Here is a 19,642-nt window from a genome sequence, read left to right on the forward strand (position 1 = left end):
GGTGGCGGCCGCGGCCCTGCCGGGGTGCTTCTCTCGGGGAGTGTGGTGCGTGGTGCCGGGCCCGGAGGCGGGCCGCCGGCTGGACTCGGGCATTGCGGGTCGGCCGGGCCTGGGGCCGGGCGTTGGCGCGGCTCGGCCGATGCGGCGGCGGAGTCGCAGAGCAAGGGGCCGCCGGCGGACGGGGGTTGCCCGACAGTTGGCCCGGCCGCACGGGCGAACCACCTGAGCACGGACCCCGGCCGCCGTCGCCTGGCGCGGCAAGGGCCGGGCGAACGGGCCGCCGCGCGGCGAGACTTCGACGCGGGCGGCCTGCCGCCGGGGCACGGCCAGGCGGAGACCTTCTCCGCGCCCCGCACACCGGCCGCCGTTCACAGCCGGCGCGCATCGGCGGCACGGCCAACCGGAGAACGCCTCCGCACTCCATTTGGCCCGCGTAACCCCCACCCACGACCACCGTCGCGCCCCTGGCCAACCGGACCGCCTCTCCGGTTACCTGTGGCCCGCAACATTGGTGTCCGCAACCGCCGTTCGCCACCAGCAGGCCCACGCACCAGCACGCCCCCGCACGCCCACACACCCGCCGAACCGGAACACCTCTCCACCTCCACACTCCCCGCCACCGCACAACCACCCAAGCGGAGCGCCTCTCCGAAAGCCGGCCTCAACCGGACCGCCTCTCCGGATCGCTGCGGCCCGCAACACCAGCATCCCCGACCGCCGTTCGCCACCAGCAGGCCCACGCACCAGCACGCCCCCGCACGCCCACGCAGCCGCCGAACCGGAACACCTCTCCACCTCCACACTTCCCGCCACCGCACAACCACCCAAGCGGAGCGCCTCTCCGAAAGCCGGCCGGCGCACCCTCATCCCCGCGCCGTGCCCGTAGAAAAGTCCCGCCCGGGACGGCTCTCGCCGGTCCCGGCACGCGCCCCCGGCGCGCCAACACGCTCCGCGTGCGGTGCGTAACCGTCCGTGGTGCGGATCGTTCTGCCGGTTGTGCCTTCCAGTGACATCTCCCCCAGCGACGCCCGGCGGGCCGCGCCCGCGTTGGCCATCGACCAGGCCGAGGCCGTGCTGGTCGAGCACTATCCCCGGCTGGTCAGGCTCGGTTACCTGATTCTGCCGCCGTCGTTGGGCCGCCACCGGCGGGTGCTCGGCGCGCACGCCGTCGCCCAACGGGCCCTGCCGCGCGGCCGGTCCGCCGAGGAGACGCCGCCGGTGCTGCCGGCGCAGCGCGCCGGCGGCACCGCGCCGGCGCCCGCGCCCGCCACGGACGCCGGCTACGCGCTGCTGCGACTGCGAGTCGTGCGGGCGGCGTTGGCGGCGCAGCGGCCGGTGCGGTTCGCCGGCCGCGAGTTCGGCTGGCCACCGAGGGCGCCGCTGCCGCTCTCGTTGCCCCGGGTGTGGGGCCTGCGCCTCTTCCCGCGCGCCGGCGAGCCGGAGGAGGTGGCGCTCGACCAGCGCCTCGGGGCGCTGTCAGCGACCGCCCGCGCCGCCTACGCGCTGCGCAGGATCGACGAGTTGAGCCCGGCCGAGATCCGGCTGCTGCTGGCCGGCGCCGGGGAGCCCGAGCAGCGGATCGAGGCGGCGATGGCCGCCGCCGACGCCGTGGAGAGCGAGGCGCCGCTGGTCGACCCGTGCGCCCTCCAGGCGCGCCCGACCGACCTGTTGCGGCGCCGGCAGCGCACCAGGACCGCGCTGGTCGGCGCGGTGGCGGTGGCCGTGGTGGGCTGCGGCTTCGCCGTGTTCCCCGACGGCTGGGGCCCGGACGGCGCCGCCGCCCCGCCGTACAGCGAGAACGCGGCGGCGCAGGCGGCGCTCGACCCGGCGAGCCTGCGGCGGATGCCGGCCGACGCCTGGCGGCAGGCGGCGCGGACGGACTTCTCCGTGTGGCCGGCGCGCGGTTCGGCGCTGGACGACACGGGCCTGCTGCGGCGGGCGTTGGCGGTGTGGGCGCGCCCGGGTGACGAGGTGCGGGTCTCGGCGACGCCCGGAACGCAGACCGGTCCGCCGCCGGGCCCGGCGCAGTTGCTCTTCGCCGGGGAGGTCGGCGGGATCTCCGTGGTACTGCTGCACGACGGGCTGCGGCTGGTGCGGTACGCGGAGCCGACGGGCGCGCGGGAGGGCGAGGTGGTGTTGGATCTGGCGCGGGTGGACGGCGCCGGCCTTTCGGGTGCCTCGGCCGTGGTGGTGCAGCGCGGGGACGGCAACACCCGCTATCTGCTGGCACCCTGGGTGACGGAGGCGGCCTCGGCGGACCTGTTGGTCCCGGGCCGGCCGGCCGCCGAACTGCCGGTGGACGAACACGGGGTGAGCGGCCCCCTGCACTCCGCGCGCCAGGACGGGGCGTGCACCGAGGTGCCGGCGCTCCATCTGACGGCGGACGGCGCGGCGGGGAGCGGCGGGGCCGAAAGCGGAGGACCTCTCCTCCTCGCGGATCTGGGCGAGTTGACGCCGGCGCTGCTGACCCGTGGCGCGCCCGGCGTCGCGGGCGACGGCGGTTCGGTGGCCGCGACCCGGGAGGCGTGGGGCCCGCTGGCCTGCCAGCTGGCGTCGATCGGTGGTGCCGGGGTGCGGTCGGTGAACGCGTGGGAGTTCGCCGAGCAGTCGCTGCCGGAGGACGGCGGGACCGCGCGCTGGGTCTGTGGCCGGGCGGAGACCTGGCGCGGCACGGGCGCGCGGGTCTGGACGCAGTTCCTCGACCCCTCGCACGAGGAGGACGACGGGGCGGTGAAGACGGCGGCGGCCGAGGACGTTCCGTCCTGCGGCGAGCGTCAACCGGCCGTGCTGAGCGGGATGTTGTGGCGCTCGCAGGACGCGGGCTGGTTCCTGTTGGCGGCCGGCAGCGAGGAGGTCGTCGAGATCGCGGCGGGCGGCGCGGTGACGGGCCGGGGCGAGGGCAGGACGGTGGCGCTGCCGGCCGAGGAAGGCGCCCAGGCGCGGTTGACGGCGACGCTGGCCGACGGCGGCGAGTTGGCGATGCTGGGCGACTGAGCCCGGTCGCCGAAGGAGCCGTGCAAGCTCTTTCGCAAGTTCTTGCGGGTTGCTATTTTGCCCGCATGCCCCGGCCGAGCGGAGGGCCGTCTCGGGCCTCACGCGCCCGCTCGGCCGGGGCTCTCCGCTGCGCGGACGCCGCTGGGTGGTGATCGATCACAATCGGCCATGCGATCAACTATCAACTAATTCAAACGAGTTATCTAGGCAGACCCGCGTTCTTCCGTTAACTTCTGGGGCGTTCCCTCGATGTTCTGTGTGACTCTGTTGCCGTTTCGCTGAGGAGTCGAGCATGAGCAAGCGCCGTCGAGCCGTTGGGACGGCTCTCGTTCTCGGAGTCGCCGTCGGCCTGCTCACGGGCCCGGCGGCCTCGGCGGCCCGGCCAACGCCCGCACCGTCAACGCCCGCGCCGCCCGCCACGTTCGACGAGGACCTGCTGGACCACCGGGCGCTGGTCGCCGACCTGGACACCACGGGCTGGTACCTGGAGAACATCCCGTTCCTGGAAGTGCCCGACGCGCAGATCCAGGAGATCTACTACTACCGCTGGTCCACCCTGCGCAGGGCCCTGAAGAGCACCAGGCCGGGCACCGGCTATGTGATCAACGAGTTCCAGGTGCCGGTCGAGTGGTCGGCGCGCTACGGCGGGATCGGGCTCAACCAGTGGCACAACAACCGCGACGGCCGCTGGCTGTGGAACCGCCAGTACCTCGACCAGGACACCGAGTACTGGATCAACGGGGTCGGCACCGACGAGAACCAGAACTACACGGGCGCGGCCGCCGACTCCGTCTGGCAGCGCTACCTGGTCACCGGCGATCGCGACTATCTGACCGCCCAACTCCCGGGCCTGGTCACCTTCTTCCGGAAGATGGAGAGCCGCCGCTTCGCGCCGGACCGCGGGCTGTACTGGGAGGCGCCGATCGCGGACGGCACCGAGTTCACCATCGGTTCCTACCAGACCGACGACCCGTTCGCCGGCGGCGTCGGCTACCGGCCGACGGTCAACTCCTACCAGTACGGCGACGCGTTGGCGATCGCCCGGATCGCCCGCCTGGTCGGGGACGAGGAGTTGGCCGCCGAGTTCGACGCCGAGGCTGCGGCGCTGAAGACGGCCGTGGTGGACCAACTCTGGGACCCCGAGCGGTCGTTCTTCTTCCAGCAGATGCGGGACAACGAGGCGCAGGAGTACGGGCAGCACCCGAACGGCGGGCCGCGCGACCCGAGCCTGCCGATCCTGCCCGAGGGAACGCTGCTGGACGGCCGCGAACTGACCGGCTACATCCCGTGGATGTTCCACCTCCCGGACGATACGGAGGAGTTCTCCGCCGCCTGGGAGCAGCTGACCGACCCCGAGGGCTTCGCGACCCCGGCGGGCCCGGCGACCGCCGAGCGGCGGCACCGGCTCTTCGACCACGAGGCGGACGACGGCTGTTGCCGCTGGAACGGCCCGCACTGGCCGATGGGCACCAGCCAGACGCTGGTGGCGATGGCCAACCTGCTCCACGAGTACGCGAACAACACGGCCGTCACCAGGGACGACTTCTACCAGCTCCTGCGCTCCTACACCCGGGTGCAGTACCGGGACGGCCGCCCCTATGTCGCCGAGGCCGCCGACTCGACCACCGGGGAGTGGATCTATGACGCGCCCGACCACAGCGAGCACTACAACCACTCCGGTTACCCCGACCACGTGATCAACGGCCTGCTGGGCGTGCGCCCCCAGGAGGACGACACGCTGCTGGTCGACCCGCTGATCCCCGACGACTGGGAGTACTTCGCGCTGGAGCACGTGCCGTTCCGGGGCCACGAGCTGAGCGTGGTCTGGGACAGGACCGGCGAACGCTATGGCGTGGGCGCGGGCCTCCAGGTGCGGATCGACGGGGAGTTGGCGGCCTCCAGGACGGACGTCGGCGCCCTGACGGTGGCGGCGCCGACGCCGGAGGTGGCCCCCTACGAGCCCGAGACCAACCTGGCCAGCAACCCGTTCGACGACCACGAGGACATCCCGGCCCACGCGTTCCCGGCGGCCACCGCCTCCCACACCAGCCCGCACGACAGCCCGCTGCGCGCCGTCGACGGCTCGGTCTGGTACGACCCGGTCGGCTACGGCCCCAACTCCCGCTGGACGAACTGGGGTTCGCCCAACGCGGAGGACTGGCTCGCCGTGGACTTCGGCCGGCCGACGCCGCTGAGCCGGCTGCGGCTGCACTTCTATGTGGACGAGCGCGAGGTGGCGCTGCCAGCCGACTACCGGGTGGAGTACGACGGCGGCGACGGCTGGACTCCGCTGCCCGGCGAGCCGCCGGCGCCGGTCGCCAACGACGTCACCCAACTGGACTTCGAGCGGATCGAGGCCCAGCGGATCAGGGTGGTGGTCGCCCCACGGCCGGGGCTCGCGGTCGGGCTGACCGAGGTCGAGGCGTTCGACCCCGGGCACCCGCCCCAACTCCCGGAAGAAGCAGTCCAGTTGGTCAACGCCAGCAGCGAGCTGTGCGTCGGCGTGCGGGACGGCTCGACGGCCGAGGGCTCGGCCGTCACCCAGGCGCCGTGCGCCGACCAGCCCGCGCAGCGCTTCGCGTTCGAGCCCACCGACTCCGGCTACCACCGGCTGGTCGCCGAGCACAGCGGTCAGGTGTTGACCATCGCCGGCGGCGGTCAGGAGAACGAGGCACCCGCCGTCACGACGACCTGGGCCGGCCTGCCCGAGCAGCAGTGGCGGCCGATGCCGGACGGCTACGGCGGCTGGACCCTGGTGTCGCGGGCCAGCAGCAAGGCGCTGGACGTGCCGGGCTGCCGGGCCGACGCCGACCTCCCACTTCAGCAGTGGACCAACCTGGCCAACGACTGCCAACGCTTCGTCCTCCGCTGAGGCACCACCGCACCACCCCGCACCACCGCTCCACCCGCACCACGCACACCGCACACCGCACACCGCACTGGAGCACCACAACGCACCACCCCGTCATCAACACCCCCACATCACACGGGAGTTCACCCCCATGTCCCTGTCAGCGAACCGAGCCGCCAGACGGCTGGTGGGAGTGCTGCTGGCACTTCTGCTGCCCGTCTCGTTGGCGGTCGCCCTGGCGCCATCGGCGTCCGGCGCGCCCGTCTGGGAGCCCAAGGAGCCCCGGCTGACCACCCCCTGGACCGACGAGGTCGGCCCGGACAACGCCCTGCCCGAGTACCCGCGCCCCCAACTCACCCGCCCCGACTGGCTGAACCTGAACGGCGTCTGGGAGTTCACCGGGGCGAGCGACCTCAACACCCCGCCGATCGGCCAGGAGTTGGACGAGGCCGTGCTGGTGCCCTACCCGATCGAGTCCGCCCTCTCGGGTATCCAGCGCCACGAGGACACCATGTTCTACCGGCGCGCCTTCACCGTGCCCCAGGACTGGTCGGGCGAGCGGATCAAGCTCAACTTCGGCGCCGTCACCTGGGAGACCAGGGTCTGGGTCAACGGCACCGAGGTCGGCGGCCACACCGGCGGCTTCGACCCGTTCTCCTTCGACATCACCGACGCGCTGAACGGCGGCGAGAACGAGATCGTGGTGGGGGTCCACTCCCCCGTGGACGCCGGCGACTTCCCCATCGGCAAGCAGCGCCTCAACCCGGACGGCATCTTCTACACCGCCAACTCCGGTATCTGGCAGACCGTCTGGCTGGAACCGGTGCCGGCGGCGCACATCACCCGCCTGGACACCACGCCCGACGTGCCGAACGGCGAGCTGGACCTGGTGGTGCGGGCCGAGGGCGCCGAGGGCCACCAGGTGGTGGCCGAGGTCCTGGACGGCGACACCGTGGTGGGCAGCGCCACCGGCGAGGCCGGCGGCGAGCTGTCCGTCCCGGTGCCGGACGCCCGGCTCTGGTCGCCCGAGGACCCGTTCCTCTACGACCTGCGGGTCACCCTCACCGGTCCGGACGGCGCCACGCCGGGCGACAGCGTCGGCGGCTACTTCGGGATGCGCTCGCTGGGCGTCGGCCAGGTCGGCGGCGTGACGCGCCCGCTGCTCAACGGGGAGTTCGTCTTCCAGATGGGCACCCTGGACCAGGGCTACTGGCCGGACGGGCTCTACACCGCGCCCACCGACGAGGCGCTGGCCTGGGACCTGGAGGCGCAGAAGGCGCTCGGCTTCAACATGGTCCGCAAGCACATCAAGGTGGAGCCGGCACGCTGGTTCTACCACGCGGACCGGCTGGGCCTGCTGGTCTGGCAGGACATGCCCTCGCCCAACACCGTGGACGAGCCCAGCGCCGAGGGCAAGGCCAACTACGAGGCCGAGCTGGCCCGGATGGTCGAGAACCTGAGGGGCATCACGTCGATCGTCCAGTGGGTTCCGTTCAACGAGGGCTGGGGCGAGTACGACGCGGGCCGGATCGTGGACCAGATCCGGGAGTTGGACGACACCCGGCCGATCAACCACAACTCCGGCTCCAACTGCTGCATGTCGGACCCCGATCCGGGCAACGGCGACGTGATCGACGACCACGCCTACCAGATGTCGGGCGGCACCCGGCTGCCGGACGACAACCGGTTCGCGGTGCTGGGCGAGTACGGCGGCCTGGGCCGGGCGATCGAGGGCCACGAGTGGGAGCCGGGCGCCGGCTTCGGCTATGGCGCGCTCTACCCGGACGAGGCGTCGCTGACCAGCCGCTATGTGACCATCACCGAGGAGGTCGGCCGGTTCGTGCACGGCCGGGGCCTGTCGGGCTCCGTCTACACGGAGCCCTACGACCTGGAGAACGAGGTCAACGGCTTCTACACCTATGACCGGCAGGTGCTCAAGGTCAACGCCGACCAGGTGCGGGCGGTCAACGAACGGGTGCGGGCCGAGGCGAGCGGCGGGAACGTCCGCACGGGGGAGCCCGTGTCGCTGCGGGTGACCACGGAAGGGTTCGACGACCGCTATCTGCGGCACGAGGGCGGCGTCGCGCGCACCGACGTCGTGGACGAGGGCAGCTCGGACACCGACCGGCGGGACACGGTCTTCTTCAGCCGGCCCGGGCTGGCCGACGAGTCCTGTGTCTCGTTCGAGGCGAGCAACCAGCCGGGCAGCTATCTGCGGCCCGGCGCCGACGACCGGCTGGTGCTGGGCGAGGGCGGCCCCGAGGCGACCTTCTGCCCGACGCCGGGGCTCGGCGGGGGCGGCACCTCGCTGGAGTCCTTCAGTGAACCGGGTTCGTTCATACGGCACTTCGAGGAGGGCGTGTACCTGGCGAGCGAGGGCGGCGACCAGCCGTGGGACAACCCGACGTCCTTCGCCGCCGACGCGACCTGGGCGGTGGCCCTGCCGCTGTGGCGCAGCGGCGCCGAGCTGCCCCTGGACGAGCGGGTCTCGTTCCAGGTGACCTCGGACGGGTTCACCGACCGGGTGCTGCGCCACCGCGAGTCGCTGGCCAGGACCGACGTGATCGCCGGGGACAGCGCGCAGCAGGACCGCGAGGACGCCACCTTCGTGGTGCGCCGGGGCCTGGCCGACCCGTCCTGCTACTCGCTGGAGGCGGCCAACCAGCCCGGCAGCTATCTGCGGCACGCCGGGTTCCGGGTGCGGCTCGACCCGGACGACGGCAGCGAGCTGTTCGACCGGGACGCCACGTTCTGCGCCCAGCCCGGTGCCTCGGCGAGCAGCGTCCGGCTCGCCTCGGTCAACGAACTCGACGGGAACATACGGCACTTCGCCGAGGAGGTGTGGGTGGCCGTGAAGGGCGGCGGCCACGACTACGACCGGCCCGAGTCCTACGAGGCCGACGTCAGCTGGCAGGTGGTTCCGGCGCTGGCGCCGTAGCACCGTCCGGCGTTCCGAACGCGTGGCGCCCCTCCCCGGCAGGGAGGGGCGCCACGTCCGTCCCGGCTCGCGCCCCGGCGCTCACGCCACCGTCCCGTCGGGGCGGCGGCGCAGCGCCCGGCCGGGCAGCGCGCCCGTCGGCCGCCCGTCGTCGATCACGGGAACGCCGCCGACCAGCACATACGGGAGGCCGCGCGGCAGTTGCCTGGGCCGCTCGAACGTCGCGGTGTCGGCCACCGTCTCCGGGTCGAAGAGCACCAGGTCCGCGTGGTAGCCGGCGCGGACCAGGCCCCGGCCCGCCAGCCTCAGCCGCCGCGCCGGGGTGCCGGCCAGATGGGCCACGCACTCGGCCAGCCCCAGCACTCCCAACTCCCGTACATAGCGGGCCAGATAGCGGGGGAACGTGCCATAGGCCCTGGGGTGCGGGCGGGCCGTCGCCAGCAGCCCGTCGCTGCCGCCGGTGTGCGCCGGATGCCGCATCAGGGCGCGGACGTTCTCCTCGTTGCCCACCAACTGGAGGATGCCGGTGGACAGTTCGTCGGCCAGCAGCAGCGCGCGGGCCGTCTCGAACGGCGGCCGGCCGGCCCGCGCGGCCAGCTCGGCGACGGTGCACCCGACCGCCGCCGGGTCGCGGGAGCCGGCGATGCGGACGGTCTCCCACGCCACCGGCACCCCGTGGCAGCCGTCGGAGCCGGCCACCTCCAGGTCGTGCCGGATGCGGGCCAGCGCGGCCGGGTCCCGCAGCCGGGCCAGGGTCGCGGCGGGGCCGCCCTCGGCGGCCCAGCTGGGCAGCAGCGCCGCCAGCGTGGTGGAGCCCGGCAGATAGGGGTAGCTGTCCAGGGTGAGGTCGACGCCGTCCCGCTCCGCCGCGTCGAGCAGCGCCAGCAGCTCGCCCGAACGGCCCCGGTTCACCGCGAAGTTGAGGGTGGCATGGGCCAGGTGCAGGGCGCAGCCCGAGCGGCGCGCCACCGCGACCATCTCGGCGTAGGCGGCCAACGCGCCCGCGCCGTAGGAGCGGTGGTGCGGCGCGAAGAACCCGCCGTGCTCCGCGACGACCCGGCAGAGCGCGACCAGCTCGTCGGTGGGTGCGTACATCCCCGGCGGATAGGTCAGCCCCGCCGACAGGCCGACGGCGCCCTGCGCCAACCCCTCGGCGAGCAGGGCCCGTTGGGCGTTCAGCTCGGCCCCGGTCGCCGGCCGGGCGTCCCAGCCCATCGCCACCATCCGCACCGAGCCGTGCGGCACCAGATAGCAGGCGTTGACCGCGATGCCGGCGTCCAGCCGGTCCAGATAGCCCGCCACGTCGCGCCAACTCCAGTCGAAACCCGGCGGATCGCCGTTCCAGCCGGCTATGGCCTGCCGCACCTGGGGCAGCGTGGCGTCGTCCACGGGCGCGTAGGACAGGCCGTCCTGGCCCAGCACCTCGCAGGTCACGCCCTGGGCGACCTTGGCCGGGTGGTCGGGCTCGGTCAGCAGCGCCAGGTCCGAGTGGGCGTGCATGTCGACAAAGCCGGGCGCGAGCGCCAGCCCGTCGGCGTCCACCGTCCGCCGGCCGGTCAGCCCGGGGCCGCCCACGGCGGCGATGCGGCCGCCGTCCACCGCCACATCGGCGGTGAACGGCGCCGCGCCGGTGCCGTCCACCACCAGCGCGCCCCTGATCAGCAGCTCGGCCACCGCCGCTCCTCCCGTCCACGGGCACGCCCGCGCGCCCGAACGTCCCGCCCGCCGTACCGCGCGCGGGCCCGCGTGGTCTACCCTGCCGCCGGCACCCACCCCGGCGGAAGGCGAAACCCCCATGAGCAACCCCAAGGAACCGACTGACCCCACGTGGCCGGCCAAGACGGCGGTGCGCACCGACGCGGCGCCCGCGCCCGCCTGGAACTTCTCCCAGGGGCTGCGCAGGGGCCCGCTGCTCCAGGTCTCGGGCCAGGGCCCCCAGGACCCGGCCACCGGCGCCTACGTCCACCACGGCGACGTGCGGGCGCAGACGGCCCGCACCCTGGAGAACGTGCGGGCCGTCCTGGCGGCGGGCGGCGCCGGCGTCGAGGACGTGCTGATGTTCCGCGTCTACCTCACCCGCCGGGAGGACTTCGCCGCGATGAACGAGGCATACGGCGCGTTCGTCCGCGAGCACTGCCCGAGCGGGGTGCTGCCCTGCCGCACCACCATCTTCGTCGAACTCCCGCACCCGGACATGCTGGTGGAGATCGACGCGCTGGCCGCCGTCTGAACTCAGGGCCGCCTGCCCAGGACCCGGCGCGGCGGCGGCCGTCAGCCGGCGGGCGCGGCGGCCGTGGAGCCGCGCACCACCAGCTCGGGCTGGAAGACGAACTCCGTGTGCTGCACGGGGTTTCCGTTGATCTCCTCCAGCAGCGCGTGCACGGCCGCCGAGGCCATCGCGGCGACCGGCTGCCGCACCGTCGTCAACGGCGGGTCGGTGAACGCGATCAGCTGCGAGTCGTCGAAGCCGATCACCGACACGTCGCCCGGCACCGCGAGGCCCCGCTGCCGCACCGCCCGGATCGCGCCCAGCGCCATCATGTCGCTGCCGCACACCACGCCCGTGCAGCCGTCGTCCAACAGGGCGGCGGTGGCGGCCTGTCCGCCCTCCAGACTGAAGAGGGTGTGCCGCACCACGCCCGTCACCGGCCGCCCGTCCGCCGAGCCGCGCGCGTTCTCCTCGGCCACGGCCGCCTCGAAGCCGGCGACCTTCCGCCGCACCGGGACGAAGCGGTGCGGCCCGACGGCCAGCCCGATCCTGCGGTGGCCCAGCTCCCGCAGGTGCCGCACCGCCATCCGGCTGGCCGCCGCGTCGTCCGGGGAGACGAAGGGCGCGCCGATCCGCTCGTTGAAGCCGTTGATCAGCACGAACGGCACGCCCCTGCCGGCGAGTCGGGTGTAGCGGGCCGGGTCGGCCGAGGTGTCGGCGTGCAGCCCCGACAGGAAGACGACGCCGGTGACGCCGCGCTCCACCAGCTGCTCCACCAGCTCGTCCTCGGTGGCGCCGCCCGGGGTCTGGGTGCACAGCACGGGCGTGTAGCCGTAGCCGGCCAACGCCCGCTCGATGACCTGCGCGAACGCCGGGAAGATCGGGTTGGTCAGCTCCGGGATCACCAACCCGACCAGCCCGGCGCTGCGTTGCCGCAGCCGCACCGGCCGTTCGTAGCCCAGGATGTCCAGCGCTGCCAGCACCCGCTGCCGGGTCGCCGACGCCACGCCCGACCTGCCGTTGAGCACCCGGCTGACGGTGGCCTCGCTGACCCGCGCCTGCTGCGCGATGTCCGCCAGCCGGGCCGGAACGGGCGAACCCGGCTGACTCACCCCTGCCACCAGGCGGTGGTGTCCGCCGGCAGCGGCCCGTCCGCCCGGCACGGGCCGCTGGCCAGCAGCAGCCGCGCCCCGGCGCAGCCGGCCGGCAACTCCACGGGCGCCTCGGTGGTGTTGGCCACCACCAGCACCGCGCTGCCGTCCGCGCCCCGGCGGCGGAAGGCCAGCACGCCCTCGGGCGCCTCCAGCCACTCCACGCCGTCGCCCGCGCCCAGCGCCGCCTGCTTCCGGCGCACCGCCAGCGCCGAACGGTACAGCTCCAGCGTCGAGTCGGGGTCGCCCTCCTGCGCCTGCACCGACAGCTCGCCCCAGCCGGCCGGCTGCGGCAGCCAGCCCGCGGCGCCGCCGAAGCCGAACGAGGCCCCTTCCCTGGTCCACGGGATCGGCACCCGGCAGCCGTCGCGCAACCCATCCTGGCCCTCTTGCCCGTCGCCTCCCCCGTCGCCGCCGCTGCCCCGCCGGAAGAACGCCGGGTCCTGCCGCGCCTCGTCCGGCAGGTCGGTGACCTCGGGCAGCCCCAGCTCCTCGCCCTGGTAGACATAGGCCGAGCCGGGCAGCGCCAGCATCAGCAGCGTCGCCGCGCGCGCCCGCGCCAGCCCGCCGCCGAGCCGGGTGCGGTGCCGGACCACGTCGTGGTTGGAGAGCACCCAGGTGGTGGGCGCGCCGACCGGGCGCATCGAGTCCAGCGAGGAGTCGACGACCCGCCGCAGCTCGGCGGCGTCCCACGGGGTGTTCAGATAGTGGAAGTTGAACGCCTGGTGCAGCTCGTCTGGCCGCACATAGAGCGCCGTGCGGCTCTCGTTGGGCGTCCACGCCTCGGCCACGCCGATCCGCTGGTTCGGGTACTCGTCGAGGATCTGCCGCCAGGCGCGGTAGATCTCGTGGACGCCGTCCTGGTCGAAGAACGGCAGCACCTGGGTGCCCAGCAGCCGCAGCTGCCCGGCGTGCCCCATGTCGGGCAGGCCGGGCGCCTTGACCAGGCCGTGAGCCACGTCGATCCGGAAGCCGTCCACGCCAATGTCCAGCCAGAACCGCAGCACCGAGCGGAACTCGTCGCGGACGGCCGGGTTCTCCCAGTTGAAGTCGGGCTGCTCGGGCGCGAACAGGTGCAGGTACCATTCGCCGTCCGGCTCCGGCAGCCGGGTCCAGGCGGGGCCGCCGAAGATGGACTCCCAGTCGTTGGGCGGCAGTTCGCCACCGCTGCCCCGCCCGGGCCGGAAGTGGTAGCGGTCCCGCAGCGGCGAGCCGGGGCCCTCGCGCAGCGCGCGCTGGAACCACTCGTGCCGGTCGGAGGAGTGGTTGGGCACCAGGTCGACGATGATCCGCAGGCCCAGGTCGTGGGCGTCGCGGATCAGCGCGTCGGCGTCGTGCAGGTCGCCGAACATCGGGTCGATGGCCCGGTAGTCGGCCACGTCGTAGCCGGCGTCGGCCTGCGGCGAGGCGTAGAACGGGCTGAGCCAGACGGCGTCGACGCCGAGCCGCGCCAGATACGGCAGCCGGGCCCTGATGCCGGCCAGGTCGCCCATCCCGTCGCCGTTGCCGTCGGCGAAGGAACGCGGATACACCTGGTAGATCACCGCGTCCCGCCACCACTCGGGCGGGCGGGGCGCCGCCCCCGGCTCGGGCGTGGGGCGCGGGGCGCTGGCTTCGCTGGTCGGCCGGGTGCGGTCAGCGAGGTGCTGGGTCATGACATCCCTGGTTCTCGGGGCGGTTGACGGGTGACGGGTGGGGTCGCGGTGGGGGGCGCGCGCCGCCGTCGGGACGTTCTCGGGTCGCGGAACCTGGTTCAGGACCTGGTGGGTTCAGGACTTGGTGGCGCCGGCGGTGAGGCCGGACTGGAGGTGCCGTTGCGCGTAGCCGAAGACCACCGTCGCCGGCACCGCGATCAGCACGGCGGCCGCCGTCATCAGGTGCCAGTCCTGGGTGTGCTGGTTGACGAAGGTCTGGAGGCCGCCGGCGAGGGTGAGGTTGTCCTCGCCGGTCATGAAGGCGGTCGCGTAGGCCACCTCGGCCCAGGCCGTCACGAAGGTGTAGAACCCGGTGACGGCGAGCCCCGGCCGGGCCAGCGGCATGATCAGCCGCCAGAAGGTGCCGAACGGGTTGAGCCCGTCGACCCGGCCCGACTCGTCGATGGAGACCGGGATGGTGTCGAAGAAGCCCTTCATCATCCAGGCGCAGAACGGCACCGCGATGGTGAGGTAGGTGACGATCAGCGCGACCGGCTGGTTGAGCAGGCCGTAGCGCGACATCAGGTTGTACAGCGGCACGATCAGCACCGCCATCGGGAACATCTGGGTGACCAGCAGCGTCCACAACAGCGGCCGCATCCCGGGGAAGCGGAAGCGGCTGAGCGCGTAGCCGGTGGTCGAGGAGATCAGCACGCCGATCACGGTGGTGACGACGACGATCAGCACGGAGTTGCCGAACCAGGTCAGGAACTCCGTGTCGTTGACCACATGGTCGTAGTTGTCGAGCGTGAAGTCGGCGACCAGCGAGAGCGAGAAGGTCTCGCTCTTCGGCTTGAACGAGGTCACCAGCAGCCACAGCGGCGGGAAGAGCGCGATGAACGCGGCCACCAGCAGCGTGAGATGGAGCCCGAACGAGGCCAGCGGTCCGCGCTCGCCGCGCCGCCGGACCCGCCCGCGCGGGCGTCCGTTCGTTCCGGGACCCGCGGGGCCCGGCACCGGCAGCGGCTCGGTCCCGTCGACCCTGGTGGTATCGGTCGCCATGGTCACCACACCTCTCCCTGCCGCCGCAGCGCCCTGCGGTAGGCGATCGCGAACAGCACCAGCAGCAGCAGGATCAGCACGCCCCAGGTCGCCGAGCCGGCGAAGTCGCGGGGGCTGGAGACGAACGCCAGCCGGAACGCCTCGGTCACCAGGATGTCCGTGGAGCCCGCCGGCCCGCCCCGGGTCAACAGGAAGATCACCGGGAACATGTTGAACGTCCAGATGGTGGAGAGCAGCACCACCGTCATGCTGACCGAACGCACCCCGGGCAGCGTGATGTTGACGAAGCGCTGCCAGGCGTTGGCGCCGTCCATCTCGGCCGCCTCGTACTGCTCGGCGGGGATGGACTGGAGCGCGCCCAGCATCGCGATCAGCATGAACGGCACGCCCAGCCAGACGTTGACCGCGATGACCGCGACCTTGGCCCAGGTGGGGTCGGACAGCCAGGCGATGCCCTCGATGCCGCCGGAGTCCAGCACCCCGTTGAGGATGCCGTTGCGCTCGTTGAACAGCATCCGCCAGGCGAAGATCGACACGAACGCCGGGATCGCCCAGGGCAGGATCAGCGCCATCCGGTAGAGGGTGCGGCCCCGGAACGTGCGGTTGAGCATGTTGGCCAGGGCCAGCCCGATGACGAACGTGATGCCGACGCAGGCCACCGTCCACACCACGGTCCAGCCGAGCCGGTCCCAGAACACGTCGTCGGTGAGGACGTCGCGGTAGTTCTCCAGGCCGACGAACTCGTAGGTCGCCTCGATGGTGTTGACGCCGATGGTGCGCTCGACGTTGGCCTCGTCGGCGTCGGTCAGCGAGAGGTAGATGCCCCGGACCAGCGGATAGCCGATGATCACGGTGATCACCGCGACCACCGGCGTGATCATCGCCCAGGCGTACCAGTAGTCCGCCAGCCGCTGCCGCACCGAGCGGCGGCGGACGCGCGGGGCGCCGCCGGGCGCCCCGACCCCGGCGCTGGCCGGGACCGGGGACGCGGGCGTGCCCTGCGGGTTCGGGGTGGTGTCGATGGGTGCCGCGTCAGCCATGGTGTCGGCCCTCCGTCCCGTGGGGCCCGTGCTCACTGCCAGTCTTCGAGCAGGTCACGGTAGGCGTCGCCGGTGTCGTTGGCCGCCTGCTCGGGGGAGGCGGAGCCGGTGAGCATGGCCTCGATGGAGATCCGCAGCGGCTCGAAGAGCGACTGGGCCTGCGGAATCCAGGGGCGCTCGTGGGCGACGTCCACGGCCGGCTTGAAGAACTGCACCATCTCGTTGCCCTCGACCGCCGGCTCCGCGTAGACGGACTCGCGGGTCGGCAGGAGGCTCAGCTCCTCGGTGATCCTGGCCTGGGTCTCGGCGGACGCCATGTACTTCACGAACTCGAAGGAGGCGTCGGCGTCCGGGGTGCCGGCGTAGACGCCGTAGTTCCAGCCGCCGAGCGGGGAGCCCGCCGCCTCGCCGCCGGCGGGGACGGGGGCCACGCCCAGGTCGTCGCCGAGCGCGTTCTGGGCGTCGGCGATGGCCCAGGGGCCGTTGATCATCATGGCGATGTCGCCGGCGGCGAAGGCGGACATCATGTTCTCCCAGCCGTCGCTGGTGTCGGTGATCGCGACGCCCGACTCGACCAGGTCGTTCATCTGCTCGAACGCGGCCACGCCGGCCGCGTCGTCGACGGTGACCTCCTGCGCCTCGGCGTCCACCAGGTCGCCGCCCTCGCCGTAGAGGAACGGCAGGAACCAGTACGGGTCGTCGCCGCGCACATAGAGCGGGGTGGTGCCGGCGTCCTCGTAGGCGGCGGCGTCCTCGCGGATCTGGTCGAGGGACTCGGGCACCTCGACGCCGGCCTCGTCCAGCAGGGCGCGGTTGTAGAAGAGCGCGAGGGTGTCGGTGACCTGCGGCACCGCGTAGGTCTGGCCCTCGTACTGGGTGCTCGCCCAGGGCTCGGCCAGGAAGTCCTCCTGGTCCTCCAGCGCGGCGGTGTCGTCCAGCGGGTAGAGGTAGCCGAGGCTGGCGAAGTCGGCGACCCACGCCACCTCGGTGCGCATCACATCGGGAGCCTCGTTGGCGCCTGCGGCGTTCTTGAAGCGGTTCTGGGCGTCGTCGAAGCCGACGTTGACGTACTCGACCGTGACGCCCGGGTGCTGGTCCTCGAACTCCTTGGCGACGGCCTCGAAGACCGCGGCCTCGGTCTCGTTGGAGGTGTCCCAGTAGGTGACGGTGCCGGAAAGCTCCCCGCCCTCGCCACTCCCGCCCCCGTTGTCCCCACCGTCGTCCCCGCCGCAAGCTGTTGCCGCAACAGCCAGTGCTGCCAGCACGGCCGTGGTCCCTATGCTGCGCCGCATGTGAACTCCTTCAACCGTTCGCCCGATTTGGGGCGGTATAACCACCCTATGCGCCGCGCCACTGCGGCGCCGGGCCGAGCAGGAACGTAACAGTGGCGCAAGACTTTGGAAAGACCTTGCGGCAAATTTCTGCAAGAGTGCGCTGGACAGGACTTTTCCCACCACGGAGCGCACCCGCGACCGCCCGGCGGACGGGCCGTCGGCGGCCGGCGCGCGGCGCTTGTCGTGGGCGGAACGTCCCCGTATCTCCGCCCGAAGGTCCCGTTGTCCCAGGCCGCGGTAGGCAGTGTCGGCGGCGCCGGGTAAGGTCCGGGACTGTGACCGCGCGGCTAGCCGACATCGCAGCCCAGGCGGGGGTCAGTGAGGCGACCGTCAGCCGGGTGTTGAACGGCAAGCCCGGCGTCGCCACGGCCACCCGCGAATCCGTCCTTGCCGCCCTCGACCTGCTGGGTTACGAGCGGCCCGCACGGCTGACCAAGCGCAGCGCCGGCCTCGTCGGGCTGATCACCCCCGAGCTGGAGAACCCGATCTTCCCCGCCTTCGCGCAGGTCATCTGCCAGGCACTCACCCGTCAGGGCTACACCCCGGTGCTGGCCACCCAGACCCCGGGCGGCTCGACCGAGGACGAGCTGACCGGGATGTTGGTGGAGCGCGGTGTGACCGGGATCATCTTCGTCTCCGGGCTGCACGCGGACACCTCCGCCGACATGGAGCGCTATGACCGACTCCGCGCGAGCGGCGTCCCCTTCGTTCTGATCAACGGCTATGCGCCGAGCGTTCGCGCCCCCTTCGTGTCGCCGGATGACCGGGCGGCGATGCGGCTGGCCGTGACGCACCTGGTGTCGCTGGGCCACCGCAGGATCGGCCTGGCGCTCGGACCGATCAGGTTCGTTCCGGTGCGACGGAAGTTGGCCGGCTTCCTGGAGGGCATGGCCGCCGAGCTGGGCCTGCCGGCCGAGCGGGCCGAGGAGTGGGTCCAGCACTCCCTCTTCACCCTGGAGGGCGGGCAGGCGGCGGCCTCCGCGTTGCTGGAGAAGGGCTGCACCGCGGTGATCTGCGCCAGCGACATGATGGCGCTGGGCGCGATCCGCGCGGCGCGGCAACGCGGGCTCGCGGTGCCCGAGGACTGCTCGGTGATCGGCTTCGACGACTCGCCGCTGATCGCGTTCACCGACCCGCCGTTGACCACCATCCGCCAGCCGGTGCCAGCGATGGGCCAGGCCGCCGTGCGGGCGCTGCTGGAGGAGCTGGGCGGGACGCCGGCGCCGCCCAGCGAGTTCGTCTTCATGCCCGAGCTGGTGGTGCGCGGCTCGACGGCGGCCGCGCCGGCGGCGGGGCGGTGACGGGGCGCTCCGGCGGGCTCGGGGAGATCCCTGGGCCGGCTCTGCGGGGTGGCATCCATCGAACGATGGAGACGCACCGGGCCGAAGACCAGACCGGAGGATGATCGGGCGGACGGAGTCGCTCTGGCAGACTAGTGGCCCATGGGGGCAACCAGCATCAGTCCGAGCGATGAACGAGTGGAAGCGGCCGTGTCCGTGACCGACCGACACAACACCCTGTCCGCCCCCGGCAGACGCTTCTCCCGTCCCCGGCTTCCCGCGCGCCCCCGGATCTGGTTCGAACTGCTGCTGATCGCCGTCAGTTACGCGGTCTACTCCGCGATCCGCAACGCGGCACCCGACCGGGTCTCCGACGCGCAGAAGCACGCCCGCTGGATCTGGGACCTCCAGGGCCATCTGGGCCTGGCCTTCGAGCGCTCGGTCAACCACGCGGTCGAGGGCATCACGTGGCTCGTGGTGACGATGAACTACTACTACGCCACATTGCACTTCGTGGTCACCATCGCGGTGCTGGTGTGGCTGTTCCGCAGCCACCCCGGGCGGTACGGGCCGACGCGGCTGGTGCTCTTCGTCACCACCGGGGTGGCGCTGATCGGGTACTACTTCTTCCCGCTGGCGCCACCGAGGCTGATGGAGGGCATGGACTTCATCGACACGGCCAGCGTCCACCAGACCTGGGGCTCGCTCTCCGCCGAGGACAGCGCGATGGCCTCGGTCTCCAACCAGTACGCGGCCATGCCGTCGATGCACATCGGCTGGTCGGTGTGGTGCGGGATCACGATAGCCGTGCTGGCCAGGCCGCTGTGGATCAAGCTGCTGGGGGCGCTGTACCCGATCGCGACGCTGCTGGTGATCGTGGCCACGGCGAACCACTTCTGGCTGGACGCGGTGGGTGGGCTGGTGTGCCTGAGCGTCGGCTACCTGGTCTCCCGGCTGTGGTTCGGGCGGCTGTGCTACCGGCTCCCCCGGGAGGTCCCTCGGGAGGATGCGCAGGCTCCTCCGGAGGAGGCGGAGGCCCGGGCCTAGCGGCCCGGGACCCCCTCCGGCGCAGCCGGAACAAGGGTGGGCGGGTGGGAAAACCGCGACGGCGCAGCACACGCGGGACGCCCGCGAGCGCCCACCGGCACC

General features: G+C 72.8%; 11 protein-coding genes and 2 pseudogenes. 7 read left to right on the forward strand and 6 right to left on the reverse strand.

Annotated elements, in window-relative coordinates; genetic code table 11:
- Positions 1–996 precede the first annotated feature (996 nt).
- The 4 genes and pseudogenes from FH609_RS08540 to FH609_RS32380 form a co-directional block, all read left to right on the forward strand.
- Positions 997–2,994 (forward strand): hypothetical protein, encoded by a 1,998-nt coding sequence (locus FH609_RS08540; RefSeq protein WP_139666358.1) that lies wholly within the window; start codon positions 997–999, stop codon positions 2,992–2,994.
- Between the two features lie 292 nt (positions 2,995–3,286).
- Positions 3,287–5,866 (forward strand): MGH1-like glycoside hydrolase domain-containing protein, encoded by a 2,580-nt coding sequence (locus FH609_RS08545; protein ID WP_139666357.1) that lies wholly within the window; start codon positions 3,287–3,289, stop codon positions 5,864–5,866.
- 130 nt (positions 5,867–5,996) lie between these two features.
- Positions 5,997–8,303 (forward strand): annotated as a pseudogene (locus tag FH609_RS08550) (AbfB domain-containing protein); the annotation flags it as partial.
- 48 nt (positions 8,304–8,351) lie between these two features.
- A pseudogene (locus tag FH609_RS32380) lies at positions 8,352–8,783 on the forward strand (AbfB domain-containing protein); the annotation flags it as partial.
- Positions 8,784–8,864: 81 nt separating this feature from the next.
- Here the strand turns inward: FH609_RS32380 and FH609_RS08555 are convergent.
- On the reverse strand, positions 8,865–10,457 hold the full coding sequence (locus tag FH609_RS08555; protein ID WP_226961493.1) for an N-acyl-D-amino-acid deacylase family protein: 1,593 nt from the start codon (positions 10,455–10,457) through the stop codon (positions 8,865–8,867).
- A 121-nt stretch (positions 10,458–10,578) separates the two neighbouring features.
- Here FH609_RS08555 and FH609_RS08560 point away from each other — a divergent pair, with 121 nt between their 5' ends.
- A complete protein-coding gene (locus tag FH609_RS08560) occupies positions 10,579–11,013 on the forward strand; it encodes a RidA family protein (RefSeq protein WP_139666354.1) in 435 nt (144 codons plus the stop codon).
- A 41-nt stretch (positions 11,014–11,054) separates the two neighbouring features.
- Here the strand turns inward: FH609_RS08560 and FH609_RS08565 are convergent, their stop codons facing one another.
- From FH609_RS08565 to FH609_RS08585, 5 genes are all read right to left on the reverse strand, one after another.
- A complete protein-coding gene (locus FH609_RS08565) occupies positions 11,055–12,113 on the reverse strand; it encodes a LacI family DNA-binding transcriptional regulator (RefSeq protein ID WP_405378835.1) in 1,059 nt (352 codons plus the stop codon).
- Positions 12,101–13,798 carry a glycoside hydrolase family 13 protein gene (locus FH609_RS08570; protein ID WP_139666353.1) on the reverse strand — a complete coding sequence of 566 codons (1,698 nt, stop codon included), beginning with the start codon at positions 13,796–13,798 and terminating at the stop codon, positions 12,101–12,103. Before FH609_RS08570 ends, FH609_RS08565 begins: the two co-directional genes overlap by 13 nt.
- A 114-nt stretch (positions 13,799–13,912) precedes the next feature.
- Positions 13,913–14,839 (reverse strand): sugar ABC transporter permease, encoded by a 927-nt coding sequence (locus tag FH609_RS08575; protein WP_139666352.1) that lies wholly within the window; start codon positions 14,837–14,839, stop codon positions 13,913–13,915.
- A gap of 2 nt (positions 14,840–14,841) precedes the next feature.
- Positions 14,842–15,879 (reverse strand): carbohydrate ABC transporter permease, encoded by a 1,038-nt coding sequence (locus tag FH609_RS08580; protein ID WP_139666351.1) that lies wholly within the window; start codon positions 15,877–15,879, stop codon positions 14,842–14,844.
- A gap of 32 nt (positions 15,880–15,911) precedes the next feature.
- Positions 15,912–17,171: an extracellular solute-binding protein gene (locus tag FH609_RS08585; protein WP_139666350.1), complete on the reverse strand. Its 1,260-nt coding sequence runs from the start codon at positions 17,169–17,171 to the stop codon at positions 15,912–15,914.
- A 317-nt stretch (positions 17,172–17,488) separates the two neighbouring features.
- Between FH609_RS08585 and FH609_RS08590 the strand changes: the two genes are divergently transcribed.
- Together FH609_RS08590 and FH609_RS08595 are read left to right on the forward strand one after the other, a co-directional pair.
- Positions 17,489–18,514 carry a LacI family DNA-binding transcriptional regulator gene (locus FH609_RS08590; RefSeq protein WP_139666349.1) on the forward strand — a complete coding sequence of 342 codons (1,026 nt, stop codon included), beginning with the start codon at positions 17,489–17,491 and terminating at the stop codon, positions 18,512–18,514.
- 141 nt (positions 18,515–18,655) lie between these two features.
- Positions 18,656–19,540 carry a phosphatase PAP2 family protein gene (locus FH609_RS08595; RefSeq protein WP_139666348.1) on the forward strand — a complete coding sequence of 295 codons (885 nt, stop codon included), beginning with the start codon at positions 18,656–18,658 and terminating at the stop codon, positions 19,538–19,540.
- The last annotated feature ends 102 nt before the right edge of the window (positions 19,541–19,642 follow it).

Origin of the sequence: Streptomyces sp. 3MP-14 (assembly GCF_006334905.2) — a bacterium.
GTDB lineage: Bacteria > Actinomycetota > Actinomycetes > Streptomycetales > Streptomycetaceae > Streptomyces > Streptomyces triticirhizae.